This window comes from Microbacterium sp. VKM Ac-2923, from assembly GCF_022815605.1.
Lineage (GTDB): Bacteria > Actinomycetota > Actinomycetes > Actinomycetales > Microbacteriaceae > Microbacterium.
In genome coordinates, this window is the sequence record NZ_JALGRP010000008.1 from 1 (window position 1) to 14,563 (window position 14,563).

Annotated in this window: 10 protein-coding genes and 1 tRNA gene; 8 read left to right on the top strand and 3 right to left on the bottom strand. The window is 71.3% G+C overall.

Annotation, left to right across the window (positions count from 1 at the left end; translation table 11 throughout):
* Positions 1-185: 185 nt before the first annotated feature.
* Together MT347_RS13065 and MT347_RS13070 are read left to right on the top strand one after the other, a co-directional pair.
* Positions 186-662 (top strand): NUDIX hydrolase, encoded by a 477-nt coding sequence (locus tag MT347_RS13065; protein WP_243501623.1) that lies wholly within the window; start codon positions 186-188, stop codon positions 660-662.
* Positions 663-719: 57 nt separating this feature from the next.
* Positions 720-811: transfer RNA gene (locus MT347_RS13070), tRNA-Ser, on the top strand.
* A gap of 164 nt (positions 812-975) precedes the next feature.
* Here the strand turns inward: MT347_RS13070 and MT347_RS13075 are convergent.
* From MT347_RS13075 to MT347_RS13085, 3 genes are read right to left on the bottom strand one after another with little or no spacing between them, the layout of a single operon-like run.
* Positions 976-3,285 (bottom strand): DUF3488 and transglutaminase-like domain-containing protein, encoded by a 2,310-nt coding sequence (locus MT347_RS13075; protein WP_243501624.1) that lies wholly within the window; start codon positions 3,283-3,285, stop codon positions 976-978.
* Complete coding sequence (locus MT347_RS13080; RefSeq protein WP_243501625.1) at positions 3,272-4,516, bottom strand: DUF58 domain-containing protein; 1,245 nt, start codon at positions 4,514-4,516, stop codon at positions 3,272-3,274. The genes MT347_RS13075 and MT347_RS13080 overlap by 14 nt, the downstream gene beginning before the upstream one ends.
* An 8-nt stretch (positions 4,517-4,524) precedes the next feature.
* Positions 4,525-5,571 (bottom strand): MoxR family ATPase, encoded by a 1,047-nt coding sequence (locus MT347_RS13085; protein ID WP_243501626.1) that lies wholly within the window; start codon positions 5,569-5,571, stop codon positions 4,525-4,527.
* A gap of 183 nt (positions 5,572-5,754) precedes the next feature.
* On the opposite strand from MT347_RS13085, the gene MT347_RS13090 reads away from it, so the two are divergent.
* From MT347_RS13090 to MT347_RS13115, 6 genes are all read left to right on the top strand, one after another.
* A complete protein-coding gene (locus MT347_RS13090) occupies positions 5,755-6,687 on the top strand; it encodes an ROK family protein (RefSeq protein ID WP_243501627.1) in 933 nt (310 codons plus the stop codon).
* Between the two features lie 223 nt (positions 6,688-6,910).
* Positions 6,911-8,116, top strand: a complete 1,206-nt coding sequence (locus tag MT347_RS13095; RefSeq protein WP_243501628.1) for an ROK family transcriptional regulator — start codon at positions 6,911-6,913, stop codon at positions 8,114-8,116.
* A gap of 137 nt (positions 8,117-8,253) precedes the next feature.
* Entirely contained in the window at positions 8,254-9,612 is a 1,359-nt protein-coding gene (locus tag MT347_RS13100; RefSeq protein WP_243501629.1) for an extracellular solute-binding protein, read from the top strand.
* Between the two features lie 2 nt (positions 9,613-9,614).
* Entirely contained in the window at positions 9,615-10,547 is a 933-nt protein-coding gene (locus MT347_RS13105; protein ID WP_243501630.1) for a carbohydrate ABC transporter permease, read from the top strand.
* Positions 10,544-11,455, top strand: coding sequence for a carbohydrate ABC transporter permease (locus MT347_RS13110; RefSeq protein ID WP_374206538.1), 912 nt, complete (start codon positions 10,544-10,546; stop codon positions 11,453-11,455). The genes MT347_RS13105 and MT347_RS13110 overlap by 4 nt, the downstream gene beginning before the upstream one ends.
* Before the next feature lie 37 nt (positions 11,456-11,492).
* Positions 11,493-14,519 carry a glycoside hydrolase family 38 C-terminal domain-containing protein gene (locus MT347_RS13115; RefSeq protein WP_243501631.1) on the top strand — a complete coding sequence of 1,009 codons (3,027 nt, stop codon included), beginning with the start codon at positions 11,493-11,495 and terminating at the stop codon, positions 14,517-14,519.
* Positions 14,520-14,563: the final 44 nt, after the last annotated feature.

Sequence of the window (14,563 nt, forward strand, 5' to 3'; positions counted from 1 at the left end):
CACCCCCACCGAAGCCCTCGAACGACTACTCTCAACCCCACCAGACAACGGTGTTGCACTGACCGCCTGAAACCGCCGAGTCGCTCGGTCCTCCCTTCGCGGGTTCTCCTCCCGTCCCGGGCGCGGCTGTGGCATCCGGGCAGCTCCTCCGCGCGTCCCCGCACGCGCTCTGCAAGACTTCTCACGTGAGCGACGACACGACGGCGGGCGAGCCGAAGACCCGCAGAACGGCCCGCATCCTCGTCTTCGACGAGGACGGAGCGCTGCTGCTGATGAAGCAGCACTGGGGCCGTCGTGTGCGCCCGGCCCGCTGGCTCACCGTCGGCGGAGGGATCGATCCGGGGGAGGATGCCGAGACCGCTGCCGTCCGCGAGCTGTACGAAGAGACAGGTCTCCGGGTGGATGCCGTCGGCGAGCCGGTCGCGTTCCGCGACATCGCGCTCCCCCCGGCGGAGGAGTACGAGCGCCGTACCGCGGTGTACTTCGTGCTGCGCACCTCGCGCTTCGAGATCGCCCGGGATGCCTGGACCGCCAGCGAGCAGGACGACATCGTCGACCTGCGCTGGTTCACGCCCGAGGAGCTCGCCGCGTCGGACGACGTCTTCGATCCCGAGGACGTGCGGGGCATCGTGGCCGGCCTCGGATTGGGCGATCCCGTCTGACGTCGCGAGCCCGGACGCGGCGGGGGAGCGTCCCGTCGCCGTGTAAGCTTTCCTGTTGGAAGTGTGTCCGAGCGGCCTAAGGAGCATGGCTGGAATCCATGTAGGCGGGGTAACTCGCCTCGCAGGTTCAAATCCTGTCACTTCCGCCAGAAGAACCCCCGGTGAGCGATTGCTCGCCGGGGGTTCTTTTTTCGGCCGACCGGTATGGCGGCTCTCGGCCACCCTCGGTGTCGCGCTGCGGGTGGCCGCACCGCTGATCGACCACGTGCTGGTGACGAGCCTGCCCGGCTTTCGGCTCGGCTGACGGGGCCCCTCAGCTTCCGACCGTCTCGCGCTCCGCCTCCACGGCGCCGGGGCGCACGACGAGCGAGCGCGGGAACAGGCTCGCGATCGCGCGACGTGCGGGGGAGGCTCCGGCACGCAGGCGCGCCCGGATACGTTCCACGGCCGCGACCAGACCCGGCCCGCTCGCGGGATCCACGGCATCCTCGGCGTAGCTGACACGTTCCACCGCCGCCCGCAGCGGACCGACGTCGTCGGCGTCGATGCCGTGCTCGGCGGTCAGACGCGCGGCCAAAGCACGGGGCGACTCCGCGGCCGACGACCGGATGCCGAGGTCCGCCGCCTCGTCCTGGAGCGCCCTCCACGCGGCGACGGGGTCTCCGGCGCGCGCGGCGGCGAGGCGTCGACGGCGACGCAGGACGCGGAGGAGCGAGGGCACCAGCAGCAGCAGGACGACCGCGAGACCGGCGAGAGCGGGGGCGACCCATGACGTCGAGGTCCGTCCGCTCGCGGAGACACCGGGGCCGTCCTGGGCGTCGAGATCGGGTCGTGCCGCCTGAGACGCCGCCGTCGACGGCTCGGCGTCGGGCGCGGCGGCATCCTGATCCGGGGTGTCGGCCGGATTCGATCCGCCCGAGCCCGATCCCGACGCGAAGTTCGTCGGCACCCCGAGGCTGTTGGTCGGCTCGAACGGGACCCACCCGATCCCCTCGAACGACACCTCGGGCCAGGAGTGCAGCTGACTGGACGTGACCGTGTACTCGGTGCCGCCTTGCTGCGCGGTGCTCGTCGCCGTGCCCGGGAGGTAGCCGATGACGATGCGCGCGGGGATGCCGAGGGAGCGCGCCATCACCGCGAAGGCGGAGGCGTAGTGCACGCAGTAGCCCGCGCGCACCTCGAGGAAGTCGGCGACGGCGTCCAATCCGGCGCCGTCGAAACCGGAGTCGACGGGGGCATCGAGCGAGTACCGGAAAGCGCTGCTGCGGAACCAGGTCTGCAGAGCCGCCAACTGATCGTAGGGATTCTGCGCGCCCGCAGTCACCTCGCGCGCGGTCTCGCCGATGATCGCTGGCACGCCATCGGGGAGGCTCGTCAGCGCGGGATCGAGGTCCGGTCCGCCCACCCCGCGCGAGCGGATCTGCTCCAGTGTGGGCCGCGGCACGTCGGCCTGCACCTCGTAGACCTGCTCGCGTGTGGACCCCGCGCGGGTGACGACGGTGCGATTCTGCGGCATCCCGAGCCAGTCCCCGGTGAGCCCGGTCACGCTCGAGGCAGGGTAGGTGACCGGCAGCCACGGGCTGTCGAGCTGGTCGATGGTCACGGTCGTGTCGTAGTCCGCGACGGTGATGCCTTCATCGACGGCGACGGGATCGAACGCCGCGCCCTCGCCGGGGAGGGGGACGGTGTCGGAACTGTCGGGCTGCCACACCGCGCCGTCGAAGCGCGAGAGGGTCACCGCGCGGAGGTAGGGCGCGCTCGGTCCCGTGGTGCGGACGGACAGCACGTCGACGTCCTGCGGTTGGCGCAGGTCGTTGCCGAGTTCGAGGTTGGGGTTGATGGTCGTACCGATGCCGCCCGTGCCGCCGGTCGCGAAGCGCAGGCCCGGCTGGGGGAGCAGGGGAGTGGCGACCACCGCGACGATGACGGCCACGGCGGCGACGCCGAGGGCCGTCGCCGAGACGCCCCGCACCCGGCGGGAGCCGGCGCGGACAGCGGCGGGCGACCCGGCGGCGGCGCGGGCGCGCGTGTCGACGCGCAGCAGGAACAACAGCGCCGCCGCCAGCAACACGAAGCCCACGATGTCGATGTCGGAGGGGATGGCGATCGTGGGGATCAACGACACGGCGACGAGGCCGACGCCGGCCAGCAGCGGCATCCGGGCGGTCAGGACGACGTGATCGAGGACGATCGCCAGGCCGGCGATGGCGGCGACCAGCAGGAACGACAGGCCCGTCTGCGCGTCCACCGGTGCGACGCCGACACGGATCTCGTCTGCCGCTGCGGCCAGCAGGTCGGGCACCGACGCGATGGTCGCCGGGGTCGGGATCACCCCGAGCAGCGCGGTGGAGCGGCCGAAGATCGCCGTTAGCAGCACGATGCCCACCGCGATCTCGGCGACGCTCGCGAGGGCAGCGGGCAGTCGACCCACGCGCACCATCAGCCCGGCGCCCAGCACGCCCGCGGTGACGAAGAACGCCCCCACGGTCCACGCTCCGGGCGCGATGACCGAGAACACCGGCAGGATCGCACTCGCGATCGCGGCGAACAGCCCGACGGTCAGCAGGGTCGCGTCGCGTCGTCGCCGCGGGGTGCGCAGCACCGTCACGTCAGTGGTCGACACGGGCGTACCCCGCTTCCATCGCGTCGTCCCAGGCGGCGGCGATGTCACCGCCGGGCCGCAGGACGGTGGTGCGCCAGCCCCCGGCCCGCATGCCGTCGAGCTCGGCGTGCTCGCTCACCACCAGCAGTACCGGCAGAGCGGAGTGGTGGGCCACGCCTCCCAGGGCCAGGCGGTCGTCGGGCTCGAGAGCACCCGTGATCACCACGACCGGACCGGTCAGCGCCGCAGCGGATGCGGGCACGACACGACGTGCGGCGTCGTCGGGTCGTGCACGCAGGGTCGCGAAACCGGCCGCGGCCGCCCGCGCCTCCCCGTCGTCACCGCCCCCCACCGGGTCGGTCAGCAGGGTGCCGTCGCTGTCGACGACGTCGACGGTGTACCCCTCGTGCACGAGCCGCGCGACCACCGACACGCACGCCGTCACCGCCGTCTCGAACGCGGCGTCGGCACCGGTGTCGTGCGCCGCGAGCGGCGACCAGCGCGACAGCGCCCGGTCGAGCACCACGGTGGCGGCCGGGCTGGACTCCTGCTCCTCTTGGCGCACCATCAGGGTGTCGCGGTGGGCGCTCGCACGCCAATGGATGCGTCGCATCGAATCGCCCGGCGCGTACGGGCGCGCGACGAGGTTGTCGGCCCCCTGCCCGAGCTGCAGCGTGGTCGTCTGGCGACTGCCCCCGGCCTCTCCCGAGGCGGGAGGGAGAGCGGCGAGGTCGACGATGGCGGGGGCGACGGTGACGGGCGTCGCGCGTCCCAGGGCGAGACGTCGTCGCAGGAGCCCGAAGGGATCGGTGGTCGTCACCTCGAGGGGTCCGAGGGAATGGATGCCACGCGCCGCGCCGACCACGTCGTAGCGCACCTGCACGACGACGCCGGCGCCCGACAGAGTGGATCCGGTGGCGGGCGAGATCCCTTCGGCGCGGCCCGAGAGGCCCGGGGGGAGGGCGTCGACCCATCGCCCGGGGCCGCTCGGCAGCGCACTGCGCAACCCCGCCCGCACGACCACCGACGCGGTGCCGCCCACCTCGGGGACCTCGGGGGAGATGACGCGCGCGACGGTCCCCGCGCCCCGGGTCAGCAGCAGCGCGATCGCCGACGCGACCAGGAGCGCGGCGAGCAGGGTGGCGAAGTAGAGCAGTTCGGGGATGCCCGCGCGCTCGGCGATGAGGAACGCCGCGACGGCGAGCAGCAGGGCACCCGTCCCCCGCAAGGTGAAGGGCCACCAGCGCCTCACCGCCGACCTCACGACCGTGACGCGAGGGGCACCCGCACGCTCGCGGCGATGCGCTCGAGCGCGTCGACCACCACGGCGGCGCCGGCCCGCCCGCCCGCGGCGGAGCGGTTCGGGATGAGGCGGTGCGCGAACACCGGTGACAGCAGCTCGGTGATGTCGTCGGGGATGACGTACGAGCGCCCGTCGAGGGCAGCGCGCACCTTGGCCGCGCGCACGAGTTGCAGGGTCGCACGGGGGCTCGCACCGAGCCGGATGTCGGGGTGGCTGCGGGTGGCCTGGGCCAGGGCGACGACGTACTCCTCGAGAGCGGGGGCGACGTGCACGCCGCGCGCCCACGCGATCATCTCGGTGACCTCCCGTGCCGAAGCGACAGGGGTCAACGCGTCGAGGGGGTTCACCGTGTCGCGCTGGCGGAGCATGAGCGCCTCGGCGGCGGCATCCGGGTACCCCATCGAGATGCGCAGCAGGAACCGGTCGCGCTGCGCCTCGGGGAGCGCGTACGTGCCCTCCATCTCGAACGGATTCTGCGTCGCCACGACGAGGAAGGGCGAGGGCAGCACGTGCGTACGTCCGTCGACCGTGACCTGGCGCTCTTCCATCGCCTCCAGCAGCGAGGACTGGGTCTTGGGAGAGGAACGGTTGATCTCGTCGGCGATCACGATGTGCGCGAACACCGCCCCCGGGGTGAACTCGAACTGCCGCTGAACCGGGTTGAACACGGACACGCCGGTGATGTCGCCGGGCAGCAGGTCGGGCGTGAACTGGATGCGACGCACATCGGCATCGATGGTGGACGCGAGCGCCCGCGCGAGCATCGTCTTGCCCACGCCCGGGACGTCCTCGATGAGCAGGTGCCCCTCGGCCAGGAGGGCGATGAGGGCGCTGCGCACGGCCTCCGGCTTCCCGTCGATGACCCGCCCCACGGATGCCAGGATCTTCCCGGTCAGGCGTGCGAAACCATCGGCGTCGAGAGGGGTTTCCCGCACCCCTCGGGCGGGGGCGGAGTCGCTGCGGCGCAGCCGTGTTTCCGCCTCGGGCGTGACCGTCTCGTCCATGGCATCCCTTGTGTCGCGGGGCGGAGGTGTGTCGCGGGTGAAGGCGCGTCCTCGCCGCCGTGACCTGATCGTAACCCGCGCCGCGGACACGGGGGCTCGATTCGACGGAGCCCTCAGGGGTCACTCGGCGGATGCACCGGCCCCTAGGATCGGGGAGCGTTGGTCCACCCGAGGAGCCCGCGCATGTCCGATGCCCCCCTGTCCCTGCCCGCCTACACCCACGTGCTCGCCGTCGACATCGGCGGCACCAAGGTCGATGCGGCCGTCGTGTCGATCGATGGGGACGTCGTTCGTGCGAGCGTCTCGCGCCGCACAACCGGCCGCGATGCCGACCGCGCCCGGATCGCGCAACACGTCCGCGAGGCCGCCGCGGCCGCGCTCGCGGCAGCCCCCGACGTCCGCGTCGGGGCCATCGGCGTCGGCAGTGCCGGCCCGGTCGATCTGCCCTCGCGTTCGGTGTCTCCCCTGAACCTCCCGCTCGCCGCGGGGCTGGCGATCGACGAGGTCCTGGGGGGGCTCGTCGACGGACCGATCCACCTCGCCCTCGACGGCACGTGCATCGCGCTGGCGGAGCACTGGCGCGGCGCCCTGGTGGGCGTCGACGACGCGATGGCGATCGTTGTGTCCACGGGTGTCGGTGGCGGCTTCGTGCTGGGCGGTCAGCCGGTGACGGGCGCCAGCGGCAACGCGGGACATCTCGGCCAGACGTTCGTCCGCACGATCGAGGGCGACGAGGTCGTGGCCTCCACTCTCGAGGCGGTCGCCGCCGGGCCGGGCACCGTCGCCTGGGCCCGAGCGCGAGGTTGGGACGGCGAGACGGGTCAGGATCTGGCCGCCTCGTACGCGGCCGGCGACGAGATCGCGATCGCGGCCGTCCGGCGCTCGGCCACCGCGGTCGGTCAGGCCATCGCCGCCGCAGCCACCCTGTGCGACCTCGAGGCCGTCGCCATCGCGGGCGGCTTCTCGCACGTCGCGCCCGACTACATCGAACAGGTGCGCGAGGCCGCCCAGGCCTCGTCGCTGCACGCGTACGCGCGCCGCTGCCGCATCGTCGGGTCCGGCCTCGACGGCGACGGTCCCCTGCTGGGGGCGGCGGCGCTCGCGCTGCAGTCCTGACCTCCGGCCCCGGGCGTCGACCGGGAGCCGGAGGGCCCCGCGGGGTGCCCCGCCGTCGCGCGGCGATCCCGCCCGCGCGGCCCCCGGCTTCCGCGGTCCGGAGCCCGTGCGGCGATCCCGCCCCGCGTGACCCTCGGCATCCCGTGGCCGAGGGTCGGCGCGGCACGGGCGTACCCTGAAAGGCGAGGGCCGCGCCGCGGACCGGCGAACGAAGGCGGGGGCCATGCGTACGGGATCCAACCTGCCCGCGGTGGGTGAGTACAACCAGACCCTGGTGCTCGACCTCATCCGCCGCTCCCCTGAGGGGCTCAGCCGCGTCGAGCTCTCGGCCCGCACCGGCCTGAGCGCCCAGACGCTCAGCAACGTCACCCGACGGCTCGCCGACGAAGGACTCATCGTCGAGGCGGGCAAGGTCATCTCCGGACCCGGCAAGCCCCGCACGCTGCTCAAGCTCGACCCCCGTTCGCGCTTCGCCGTGGGTGTTCACCTCGACCCCGTCGTCGACACGATCGTCGTGGTCGACATGGCGGGCGAGGTCATCGTGCACGACGAGATCCCGCGCGCGCCGCACGCCTCCGCCGCCGATCTGGTGGATGCCGTGGGCGCCGCCGTCGACGCGATCGTCGAGCGCGCCGGCATCCCCCGCGATCTCGTGCTCGGTGTGGGCGTGGCGGCTCCCGGGCCCTTCGACGCGCGCGGCGGGCGCCTGCTGGATCCGCCGCTGCTTCCGCAGTGGCACAACGTCAACGTGCGCGAGGACCTCGGGGCGGTGACGGGACTGCCGGTGATCGTCGAGAAGGACGTCACGGCGGCGATGGTCGGCGAGATGTGGTTCGACCGCTCCGACGCGCTGACCGATGCGATGTTCCTGTACTACGGCGCCGGTGTGGGTCTGGGTGTGGCCATCGCGGGGGCACCCGTTCGCGGGCGCACGGGCAACGCCGGGGGCATCGCTCACGTCGTGGTCGACCCTGGTGGCCCGCGCTGCGAGTGCGGATCACGGGGATGCCTCGGCGTCTCGATCGAGCCGCGGGTGCTCCTCGCCGAGGCGGGGTACGACCCGACCGACACGGGCGACACGCGCCCGGACCTCGACCGGCTCGTGGCGGACGCCCGTCGGGGCAACGCCCGTGCGGTCGACGTGCTGGAGCGGGCGGGGGAGCGGATCGCGCGCGCCCTCGTGGTGACCAACAACCTTCTCGACGTCGATGAGGTGGTCCTGGGCGGGCCCGTGTGGGAGCGGTTGGCCGCGGTGCTCGGCGACACCGTGGCGGAGCGGGTGGCCACCGACCCGGTGTCGACATCGACGCGCGCGATCGTTGTGCGGCGCTCGCTCGTCGGGCTCGACGTGGCTGCCGTGGGCGCCGCATGCCTCATGCTCGACGGGGCGTTCGCGGCGCGACCGGCGCGCATGATGATCGCCCTCTGACCCGGAATCACGCGGCTCATAGCGGGCCGTGTCTGGATCGTTACCGGGAGTCGCGCCGTCGGACTTGCCGAGTTAGTCCATTTGATTTATAAAAGGTTCTGGCGACGCGGTGTCTCCACCCGAGCAAGGGAGCTTCCATGAAGAAACTGACGATGGCGACCGGTCTTCTGACCGCCACCGCCCTGACCGTGGCTCTGGCCGGCTGCTCCGGCGGCAGCGCCGACGCGGGCGACAGCACGACCATCCGAGTGGCCTACCAGACCACCGCGACATTCAACGCGATGCAGACGCTGATGGAGACGGCGAAGGAGCAGTACGAGGCCGCGCACGAGGGCATGACCGTCGAGCTCGTCCCGATCCAGGCCGAGGGCGCCGACTACTACACGAAGCTCGCGCTGATGAACAAGTCGGCCAGCACCGCTCCCGACGTGCAGTACGAAGACACGTTCAAGATCCAGTCCGACGCGGCGGCCGGCTACCTGCTGCCCCTCGACGACTACCTCGCGAAGTGGGAGGACTGGTCGCAGTTCGCCGACGGCGCCAAGCAGGCCGGTCTCGGCCCCGACGGCAAGACCTACGGCGTCTCGCTCGGCACCGACACCCGCGGCCTCTGGTACAACAAGGCCGTCTTCACGGCCGCCGGCATCCCCGTCCCGTGGCAGCCCGAGACGTGGGACGACGTGCTCTCGGCCGCCGAGAAGGTCAAGGCGTCGAACCCCGACGTCATCCCCCTCAACGTCTACTCCGGCAAGACCGCCGGCGAGGCGGCCTCCATGCAGGGCCTCGAGATGCTGCTCTACGGCACCGAGGACACCCTCTACGACACCGACAGCAAGAAGTGGGTCGTCGGCAGCCAGGGCTTCGAGGACTCGCTGCAGTTCGTCTCCGACGTCTACCAGGGCGGCCTCGGCCCGTCGCTGCAGCAGGCGCTCGACCCCAACATCTTCACCAGCGTGACCGCCGACTGGCTGCCCTCCGGCAAGCTCGCCATGGCTCTCGACGGTTCGTGGCAGTCGGCCGCGTGGGTCGAGGGCGGTTCGGCCGCATGGCCCGAGTGGAGCGACGCCCTCGGCATCGCCGCCATGCCCACCCAGGACGGTCAGGCCCCCGGCTCGACGAGCATGTCGGGCGGCTGGACCCTCGCCATCGGCAAGAACGCCAAGAACCCCGACGCCGCGTGGGACTTCCTCTCGACCGCGGTGAACAAGGACAACGCCACCGCGTACGGCATCGACAACAGCCAGATCGCCGTCCGCGCCGACGTCGCCGAGTCCAGCGAGTACCTCGACGCCAACCCGAGCTTCGCGACCTTCTCGAGCTTCGTCGACACCACGCACTTCCGTCCCGCGACCGAGGACTACGACAAGATCTCCAACCAGATCCAGGTCGCCATGGAAGCCGTCATGACCGGTCAGTCCAGCGTCTCGGACGCTGCCGCCGCGTACGACCAGGCCGTCATCGGCATCGTCGGCGAAGAGAACACCCAGAAGGGTTGACCGTGACCGCCCTGGCCCACACCGGGGCGACCGGCACCGGCCGGGGGTCGCGCGTGAAGACGCGCGGCCTCCGGTCGTCGGCCCGGGCGCTCCCCCTCCTGCCGGCAGCCGTGCTGCTGGCGGTGTTCCTGCTCGGCCCGATCCTGGTGTCGCTGTGGGGCTCTCTCACCAACGCGACCCTGTCGGGCTCGACCGCCGTCGCCAGCGAGTTCATCGGCTTCGACAACTACACCCAGCTCTTCAAGGCCCCCGACTTCCCGGTCTCGGTCATCAACACGATCGTGTTCGTGTTCTTCTCCGCCGTCATCGGGCAGAACGTGCTCGGCCTCGCCCTGGCGCTCATGATGCGCTCGGGCAACCGCGTCGTCACCGCCGTGGTCGGCACCATCGTCGTCACGGCGTGGGTGCTCCCCGAGATCGTCGCGGCCTTCGCCGCCTACGCGTTCTTCCGCGACAACGGCACCCTGAACGCCATCCTCGCCCTGTTCGGTGCCGAGCCGGTGAGCTGGCTCTTCACGCTGCCCGTGCTCATGGTCATCTTCGCCAACATCTGGCGCGGGACGGCGTTCTCGATGATGGTCTACTCCGCGGCCCTCGCCGACGTGCCGCCCGAGATCACCGAGGCCGCCGAGGTCGACGGCGCGAGCGGTATCAAGCGCCTCATCTTCATCACCATCCCCATGATCCGCTCCACCATCGGCACCAACTCGATGATCGTGACCCTGCAGACCCTCTCGGTCTTCACGCTGATCTTCGTCATGACCGGCGGTGGCCCCGGCAACGCGAGCACGACCCTGCCGATCCTCGCCTACCAGCAGGGTCTGAAATTCGGCGAGCTGGGCTACGGCACGGCCATCGCCACGATCATGCTGCTCATCGGTGCGGTGTTCTCGTTCTTCTACGTCCGCGCGCTGCGCGAGGAGGTCTCGTCGTGAGTGCCACCACCACCCTCCCCGAAGTGACGGCTCGCAGCCGGTCCGTCTCCCGGGCCCCGAAGAAGACCAAGGCGTCTCTGTCGTCACCGCGCACGCGCGCGCTGAGCGTGCTGTCGAACACGCTGCTGATCGTCGTCGGCATCCTGTTCGTCGTTCCGCTCATCTGGTTGGTGACCGCCTCGCTCGACGCGCAGCCGACGCTCGCGATCAAGATGCCCGAGGTGATCACGCTCGACAACTTCGCCGCCGTGATGAAGCCCGACCTGCTGTTCCTGCCGTTGTGGAACAGCGTGCTCCTCGCGGGCGGCACGGCCATCGCCACCGTCGTGCTCGCATCCCTCGCCGCCTACCCGCTGTCGCGGTACAAGATGCGCGTGGGCAAGCCGTTCCTCTACGCGGTGCTGTTCGGCACGTGCCTGCCGATCACGGCCATCATGGTTCCCGTCTACAGCCTGTTCGTGCAGCTGAACCTCATCGACTCCGTCGGCGGCACCATCCTCTTCCTCACCGCGAGCGCCCTGCCCATCGCGATCTGGATGATGAAGAACTTCATGGACGGCGTGCCCGTCGAGCTGGAGCACGCCGCCTGGATGGACGGCGCGGGATCCATGCGCACGCTCGTGCAGATCGTGCTCCCGCTCATGCGTCCTGGGATCGCGGTGGTGTTCATCTTCACGTTCATCCAGGCGTGGGGGAACTTCTTCGTGCCGTTCGTGCTGCTGCTCAGCCCCGACTACCAGCCGGCAGCCGTCAGCATCTTCAACTTCTTCGGATCGTTCGGCGCCGTGGCCTACGGCCAGCTCGCCGCGTACTCGATCGTCTACTCCCTGCCCGTCCTCGGACTGTACGTGCTCGTGCAGCGCGGGCTCGGCGGTCCGTCGGCCCTCGCCGGCGCCGTCAAGGGCTGATCCCCTCTCCCGTCTTCCCCCCAGCAAGGACTCCTTCATGCACGATCGCACCGCGCTCATCGAGATGCGCATCGAACGCTTCATCCGCGAGCGTCTCGCCCCCGCCGTCTACCGCACCCGCCAGCCCCTCACCGTCTCGGCCTGGGTGGCCCCGGGCGAACCCGTGACCTTCGACGAGGCTCAGGATGCCGAGTACCGCCCCTTCGCCGTCGGAACGCCGTGGGGTCGGGCGTGGGGGACGACCTGGTTCGCCGTGTCGGGAGAGATCCCGTCCGAGTGGCGTGACGCCTCCGGCGCCCTGCCGGCGGGAACCGTCGCCGAACTCGTCATCGACCTGGGCTTCACCGCCGGACAGAGCGGTTTCCAGTGCGAGGCGCTTGTGTGGAACCGCGAGGGGGCTCCGATCAAGGGTGTCTCGCCGTTCAACAATGCGAGCCCGGCCGCCGTCGACGCCGACGGTCGCGTCGACGTGCTCGTCGAGGCCGCCTCGAACCCCGACGTGGGCAGCCTCTTCACCTTCGAGCCCACTCACCTGGGCGACCTCGCGACCGCGGGTGACGCGCCGCTCTACACGCTCCGCGAGATGTCGATCGGCCTGCGCGACCTCACCGTCTGGGAGCTTCTGCAGGACTTCCGTCTCCTCCACGGCCTGCTGGCCGAACTCGACGCGACCTCCGCCCGTCGAGCGACCCTGCTCGAGGCCATGGATGCCGTCATCGACACCGTCGATCCGGACGACGTCGCCGGCACCGCCCGGGCCGGTCGCGACGTGCTCGCCCCGCTGATGCAGGCCCCCGCGGCCTCCAGCGCCCACGTGCTCCACGCCGTCGGTCACGCGCACATCGACTCGGCGTGGCTCTGGCCCGTGCGCGAGACCGCCCGAAAGGTCTCGCGCACGTTCAGCAACGTCCTCTCGCTGATGGACGAAGACCCCGAGTTCGTCTTCGCCAGCTCGTCGGCGCAGCAGTTCGCGTGGATGAAGGAGCACTACCCGGCCCTGTGGGAGCGTCTCAAGGCCCGCGTCGCCGAGGGTCGCTTCGTACCCGTGGGTGGCATGTGGGTCGAATCCGACACCAACATGGTCGGCGGTGAGGCGATGGCCCGTCAGTTCGTGGAGGGCAAGTCGTTCTTCCTCGAGGAGTTCGGCATCGACACCGAAGAGGTGTGGCTGCCCGACTCGTTCGGCTACAGCGGAGCCCTGCCGCAGATCATGAAGGCCGCCGGCGCTCGCTGGTTCCTCACGCAGAAGATCTCGTGGAACGAGACCAACCGCATCCCGCACCACACCTTCCGCTGGGAGGGCATCGACGGCTCGCGCATCTTCACGCACTTTCCGCCGGTCGACAAGTACAACTCCGAGGTCACCGCGGCCGATCTCGCTCACGCCGAGCGCAACTTCTCGGACAAGGGGCGCGCGCGCACCTCGCTCCTGCCCTACGGCTTCGGCGACGGTGGCGGCGGACCCACGCGCGAGATGACCGCGACGATCGCTCGCACGCACTCGCTCGAGGGCGCGCCGATCGTGAAGCACTCCACCCCGCGGGAGTTCTTCGAGACGGCCGAGGCCGAGTACGCCGACCCGGCCGTGTGGGCGGGGGAGCTGTACCTCGAGTTCCACCGCGGCACCTACACCAGTCAGCTGCGCACCAAGCAGGGCAACCGTCGCAGCGAGCACCTGCTGCGCGAGGCCGAGCTGTGGGCGGCGACCGCCACGGTGCGCACCGGCGCCGCCTACCCCGCCGAGACGTTCCAGCGACTCTGGCGCCTCGTGCTGCTGCAGCAGTTCCACGACATCCTTCCGGGCACCTCGATCGCCTGGGTGCATCGCGATGCCGAGCGCAACTACGACGCGATCGCGGCGGAGCTCGAGCAGGTCATCGCCGACAGCCTCCGTGCGCTGGTCGGGACCGGTGACCTGGCGGTCGTGGCCAACGCCGCCCCGCACCGCCGAGCCGGCACTCCCGCGCTGGCGATCGCCGCGGCGACCCCCGCCGGTGACGTCGCCCCCCGCGCCGCGGGAGACGGATGGGTGCTCGAGAACGGCATCGTCCGCGCCGAGGTCGACGGCCGCGGCCTGATCACCTCGCTCGTGGACCTGGCATCCGGTCGCGAGGTCGTGCCCGCGGGTCAGGTGGCGGGGCAGTTCGAGATCTTCCGCGACACCCCCACCCAGTGGGACGCGTGGGACATCGACGAGACCTACCGTCGCCACGCCACCGCCCTCGACACCGCCGAGCGGGTCGCGGTCGACGGCGACGCGATCGTGGTGGAACGCGCCGTCGGCGACTCCACCATCGTCCAGCGCATCGCCCTGGCCGAGGGCTCGCGCACGGTTCGCCTGTCGCTCGACATCGACTGGCACGAGCAGCAGAAGCTGCTCAAGCTCCGCGTCCCCGTCGACGTGCACACCGACCGCGCGGCATCCGAGATCCAGTTCGGACACATCGTGCGCCCGACTCACACGAACACCTCGTGGGATTCGGCGCGCTTCGAGACCGCGGCGCACCGCTGGGTGCGCGTCGGCGAGGCCGACTTCGGCGTCGCCGTCACCAACGACTCGACCTACGGTCACGACATCACGCGTCACGAGCGCGAGGCGGGCGGCACGTACTCGCTCGTGCGGCTGTCGATCATCCGCTCCGCCGTCTTCCCCGACCCGGGTCAGGACCAGGGGACACATCACCTCGAGGTGGGCATCGTGGTCGGCGCCGACGTCGTCGACGCGGTCGCCGAGGGCTATCGCACCAACCTGCCGGAGCGCGTCGTGACCGACGCCGCCGAGACGTCGGTGGCACCGCTCGTGTCGATCGATGAGCCCGGCGTCGTGGTCGAGGCGATCAAGCTCGCCCAGGACGGCTCGGGCGACGTGGTGGTGCGCCTCTACGAGGCGCTCGGCCAGCGCGTCCACGCCCGTCTCGAGGCCGGTTTCAACGTCGCGGGCGTCAGCGAGACCGACCTCCTCGAGCGAGAGGTCGACGCGACCGCGGTGTCGAGCGTCGCGGGCGGCGCGGTCGAGCTCGACCTGCGTCCGTTCCAGCTGGTGACGCTGCGCCTGAAGCGCTGACCCCAAGAGCGCGGTGCGGCCGGGGAGCGAGAAGCCCCCGGCCG

Bases quoted from the DNA above. Each gene is read 5' to 3' on its own strand.
- MT347_RS13085 (WP_243501626.1), bottom strand. From the start codon at position 5,571: ATGGACGAGACGGTCACGCCCGAGGCGGAAACACGGCTGCGCCGCAGC.
- MT347_RS13090 (WP_243501627.1), top strand. From the start codon at position 5,755: ATGTCCGATGCCCCCCTGTCCCTGCCCGCCTACACCCACGTGCTCGCC.
- MT347_RS13095 (WP_243501628.1), top strand. From the start codon at position 6,911: ATGCGTACGGGATCCAACCTGCCCGCGGTGGGTGAGTACAACCAGACC.
- MT347_RS13100 (WP_243501629.1), top strand. From the start codon at position 8,254: ATGAAGAAACTGACGATGGCGACCGGTCTTCTGACCGCCACCGCCCTG.
- MT347_RS13115 (WP_243501631.1), top strand. From the start codon at position 11,493: ATGCACGATCGCACCGCGCTCATCGAGATGCGCATCGAACGCTTCATC.